The following is a 5,082-nucleotide window of genomic DNA, read 5'->3' as shown; positions in this document are numbered from 1 at the left end:
AAATTATATTCATCAATAAGAGATAAATTTAAATTAAATAAAAAAAATTGGGAAAATTTTTTAAATGATTTGGTTTTAAATGCTGAATATCTAAATTTAATCTTAAATGGTAGCTTTGATGATATTCTTCTCTTCTTCAAAAATGATAGAAGTGAAGCCATCAAAGTTTATAATAGTCTGAGAGTTTTGAGAAGCACCAAAGCAAAAACATGGATTATTTTATATTTATGTCTATTTAGAAATTTAGATTCACAAGAAAAGGAGACAAATATACCATTTCAGTTATCAAATAGGTGGGAGATAATTCAAAAGTTTACTTTTTTATATTTTCAGATTCTAAGTTTACCTGGAAATTGGTATTTTAAATTAGTCAGTGATTTTTGTAAAAAAATCGAAGATGGGGTAGAGAATAAAAAGCAGAAAAATCATTTTGTAGAAATTTTTACAAAAAATCTCTATGCAGAATTTAAAACAAAAATGCCAACTTTTGATAACTTTAATGATGGTTTTAAAACGATTGAATATAAAGAAGACCAAAAATCTAGAATTATTATTAGATATGTTTTAAACGAATTTGAGGAAAAAATTGGCGGGAATAAAAACGAAGGTTATAACGAAGAAAAGGTTAGTATTGAACATATTCTTCCAAGAGACCCAAGACAATGGAAAGTATCCAAAAAACTCATAAAACAATACGTAAACACTTTGGGAAATTTGACTATTATTAGTAAAGTTACAAATGGCAAATTAGAAAATAAAATAATTTCAGATAAAATAAAAATTATTAAAGAAAATGGTTCAACAATAAAATTAGTAAATGAATTAGTTGATAACATTGAGAATAAAGAATGGGATTTTGACAAAATAAGAACCGCAAAAGATTTCGAAGCTATTGAAAAAAGGTTAGATTATTTATCAAGAAAAGCTTATGAAATATGGAATGATGATTTAAAGAAAAAAATGGGCATTTAGATATGAATTACAATCCAAATGATAAAAACTCTATTATTGAGTATGCAAAAAAACTAAAAGGAAAATCTTTACGACAAGTTTGTAATCCAAATATTTTGGAGCACTCCTATTCTGGAAAAGGAAATTTTGGGCAAGTTTTAGAGAAATTTTATTTTGGTTATGAACCAAACTCTTTGGCAGAAGCAGATTTTGCTCAAATTGGAATGGAGCTAAAATCTTCTCCTTTAAAACAATTAAAAAACAATGAATATCGCTCTAAAGAGCGATTAGTTTTAAACATCATTAACTACGTTAATGTTGTTAACCAGCATTTTGAAAATAGTGATTTTGTTAAAAAGAATTCAAGTATTCTTTTAATTTTCTATTTACATCAAGCAGGTTTTGACATTTTAGATTACTTGATAAAACTTGTTGATGAATGGAGTTTTCCATCAACAGATTTAGAGATTATAAAAAAAGATTGGGAGCTAATTACAAAGAAAATTGCCGATGGAAAAGCACATGAACTTTCTGAAGGCGATACTTTTTACCTTGGCGCATGCACCAAAGGTGCAAATGCGTTGTCTGTAAGACAACAACCTTTTTCTGAAATTCCAGCAAAACAAAGAGCATACTCTTTTAAACAAGGTTACGTAAATCATATAATTGCGTCTATTGCAAATGAAAGCAAGGAGATTTACGGAAAATTAATTCCTAATGTTCAAGTTGCAAAAAAGCTAACAATTGAAGAAATAGTAATTTCCAAGTTTAAACCATTTTATGGCAAAACGGAACAAGAAATTGTCAAAATTCTGAAAATTGAAATCAATACAAAGGCAAAAAGTTTTTACGCAAATTTGACAAAAGCAATTCTTGGAATTGAACTTGATAAAGAAATTGAGGAATTCGAAAAAGCTGAAATTATTGTAAAAACAGTTCGTTTAAAAGAAAATGATTTGCCAAAAGAAGATATTTCTTTCCCAAATTTCAAGTATGAAGAAATTGTAAATCAAAATTGGGAAGATTCTGACTTTAAGGATATTTTAGAACATAAATTTCTATTTGTTTTCTTTCAATTTGAGAATGAAAAACTTGTTTTGAAGAAAGTTAAGTTTTGGAATATGCCATATTTAGACTTAATGGAAGTTGAAAAAGTATGGACAAAAACAAAACAAATAGTTTCAAAAGGCGAAATCATTAAAGAAATAAAGACAAATAAAAAAGGTAAAGAAATTCGTTTCACAAATTTTCCAAGCAAGAAATTTAGTCCAATTTCTCACGTTCGTCCTCACGCAACAAACGCTCTTGATACATATGAATTACCAAAAAAAGACAAATTGACAAAACTAAATGAATATACTAAACATTGCTTTTGGCTTAATAATACTTATGTTAGAGACCAAATTTATTTGAAATAATTAAAATCATCCTCTTTTCAACCAACCAGTAACACTCATTCTCCTCTCATTCGTCACCAAAACCTCATGCTCTAAATCGTGACTTTTAAAGAAAACCGTTTTGCCTTGTATTGGTGCAATCGTTTGGTTGTTGTGGTCTTGGTAAATCTTTAGTTCGCCGCCGTCTTTTAGTTCCCAATTGGCGTTTAAGTAACTAATCATCGAGAATTGGCGCTTGGCATCGTCTTCAAATTGGTCAAAATGTGGTCTGTAAAAACTACCCGATTCATACAACGAGTAGTGAAATTCGTAGCTTTTAATATTGGTAAAACAACTGCGGTTTAAGTGCGCCACAAAAGCATCAATTTTGGCAAAAAAAGCGTTTTCAAATTCGTTATTGTGCGCTTTATCCAACCAATAAATTTTGTCATTTCTAATTAAATCGTCTACAACCTTCTTGCCATCATTACCTACGCCAGCATTTTTCATCAATTTGCTGTCGTTCAATTGCAATAGATTTTCTTTTAAATGCTGACACAAGTCATCACTCAAAAAATCATCGGCAATTCCCACATTATTTTCAATAAAACTTGTAATCAAGGTTTTAAAACTCGCATCCATTTCACATTTGCACTCGATTAGACAAGCTTAGCAAGGTAGGCTTTTAAAAAGCGATAGCATTACATTTTAGATAATATAAACAACCCTTTTGGACAAACGCTGGTAGTTATTAAAACGCTCTGTAAATCTGAACTTGCCTGCATAATGCTTATTCGAAATATTGAAGACCTTTTGTGTACACTAAAACCACTTCGACAGGCTCAGTGTGACAATTCGTAATAAATTGAGTTCTGTAGAAAGATAAACTTCTAATTTTGCAAAAAAGCCAATCGAAAAAACTGCTGTCAGTCTGAGCCTGTCGAAGACCTTTTTAAAACTCAAACCACTTCGATATTTCGACTTAGCTCAATACAAGCAAGCTCAGTGTGACAATCCGGAGTAAATTATGTTCTGTAGAAAGATAAACTTATATTGTACAAAAAAGCCAATTCAAAAACCTACTGTCAGTCTGAGCCTGTCGAAGACCTTATTTAAATCATATCAACAACTTAGTACTAATTTAATTCACAAATTCCATAAACTTTACACAAAAACAAACCTAAAATTGTATTTTTAATAAAAATTGATTTTTAACCCCAATTATTTTAGACTTAAAAACCATATTATTTAATTATTTTATAATTTTACCCCATAAATTTTAGGGTACAAACAAAATGAAATTAGAAAAACGTTGGATATCGGCTTTTATAATTATTACAATTGTAGCTATAACTGGTTTGTTTTGGAAACACCAAGCGCCAACAACCGATTTTAATGAGGCAAGCACTATCAATTTTGCCGATGTAGCTTGGTTACTAACCGCATCTTGCTTGGTTTTACTAATGACGCCAGGACTTTCTTTTTTCTATGGCGGAATGGTGGGCAAGAAAAACGTCATTTCTACCATGCTCAAAAGTTTTATTTGCCTTGGCGTTGTGAGTTTGCTTTGGGTAACCGTAGGTTTCAGTTTATCCTTCGGAAACCCAATAGGTCTAACCATCGACGGAACGCACTACGGAATAATAGGCAACCCATTTAATTATGCTTTTTTCGATCAAGTAGAACTTTTGCCTCACAAGTCGTTGGGTTCTACAATACCGTTTATTCTTTTTGCCCTTTTCCAAATGAAATTTGCTGTGATTACGCCTGCAATCATCACCGGCGCATTGGCCGAGCGCATTCGCTTTATCTCCTTTCTCCTATTTATTTGTTTGTTCACAGTTTGTATTTATGCTCCGTTATGTCACATGATTTGGCATCCTCACGGCCTTTTAGGTAGTTATTTCGGAGTTAAGGATTTCGCTGGAGGTACAGTGGTGCACATGAGCGCAGGTTTCGCAGCATTAGCTGGAGTTATTGTCTTGGGCAAACGAAAAAATAGCGAACACATTCCTACCAACATTCCGTTTGTATTATTAGGAACTGGATTGTTGTGGTTTGGTTGGTTCGGATTCAATGCTGGTTCGGCTTTGGCAGCAAATGCAACGGCGGCAATGGCATTTGCAACAACTACAATCGCATCGGCATCGGCAATGATGACTTGGGTTTTCTTCGATCGATTAAATGGACGAAAAGTTTCGGCACTTGGAGCTTGTATTGGTGCAGTTGTTGGATTGGTGGTCATTACGCCATCAGCAGGATTTGTAACGGTTCCGCAAAGTATTTTTTTCGGATTTATTGGCGCGATAGTTTCCAACAAAATGGTCTATTGGAAAAAGCTAAAGCAAATAGACGACACGCTAGACGTTTTTGCCTGCCATGGCGTTGGCGGAATTATGGGTATGATTCTAACAGCAATCTTCGCTCAAGGAGAAAATGCGAGTTTGCTTCACGGCGGATGGAGTGTTTTTGGTCACCACATGATAGCTTTGGTACTGGTTTCGGCTTTTACTTTTGGTGGTGCGTACTTACTTTTTAAAGTTACTAATTTTATAATTCCAATTCGTGTTACCGAAGAATCAGAAGATTTAGGTTTGGATTTATCGCAGCATGGTGAGAAGTTTTAGTTTTTTTGCCACAAAGACGCCAAGGCACTAAGGTTTTGTGTTTTAAAAATGCTAATTTTTGAAATTTAAAATTGACCAGAGGCTTTTACCGAACTGAGCGTAGCTAATCGATAACCTATGAAAAAATG

General features: G+C 32.6%; 4 protein-coding genes. 3 read left to right on the top strand and 1 reads right to left on the bottom strand.

Going from position 1 to position 5,082, the window contains the following annotated elements:
* Together DIU01_RS05035 and DIU01_RS05030 are read left to right on the top strand one after the other, a co-directional pair.
* The coding region (locus DIU01_RS05035) for a DUF1524 domain-containing protein (protein ID WP_290832149.1) at positions 1-972 on the top strand (972 nt) is incomplete at its 5' end.
* Between the two features lie 2 nt (positions 973-974).
* Positions 975-2,369 carry a Sau3AI family type II restriction endonuclease gene (locus DIU01_RS05030; protein ID WP_290832148.1) on the top strand — a complete coding sequence of 465 codons (1,395 nt, stop codon included), beginning with the start codon at positions 975-977 and terminating at the stop codon, positions 2,367-2,369.
* A 6-nt stretch (positions 2,370-2,375) separates the two neighbouring features.
* Here DIU01_RS05030 and DIU01_RS05025 read toward each other — a convergent pair whose 3' ends face one another.
* Positions 2,376-2,948, bottom strand: coding sequence for a 2OG-Fe(II) oxygenase (locus tag DIU01_RS05025; protein ID WP_290832147.1), 573 nt, complete (start codon positions 2,946-2,948; stop codon positions 2,376-2,378).
* 674 nt (positions 2,949-3,622) lie between these two features.
* On the opposite strand from DIU01_RS05025, the gene DIU01_RS05020 reads away from it, so the two are divergent.
* A complete protein-coding gene (locus DIU01_RS05020; protein WP_290832146.1) occupies positions 3,623-4,954 on the top strand; it encodes an ammonium transporter in 1,332 nt (443 codons plus the stop codon).
* Positions 4,955-5,082 lie beyond the last annotated feature (128 nt).

This window comes from Flavobacterium sp., assembly GCF_003525665.1.
Classification (GTDB): domain Bacteria; phylum Bacteroidota; class Bacteroidia; order Flavobacteriales; family Flavobacteriaceae; genus Flavobacterium.
The sequence above is the reverse complement of the archived record's forward strand: the minus strand, read 5'-3'. Positions and strand labels throughout refer to the sequence as shown.

Bases quoted from the DNA above. Each gene is read 5' to 3' on its own strand.
- DIU01_RS05030 (WP_290832148.1), top strand. From the start codon at position 975: ATGAATTACAATCCAAATGATAAAAACTCTATTATTGAGTATGCAAAA.
- DIU01_RS05020 (WP_290832146.1), top strand. From the start codon at position 3,623: ATGAAATTAGAAAAACGTTGGATATCGGCTTTTATAATTATTACAATT.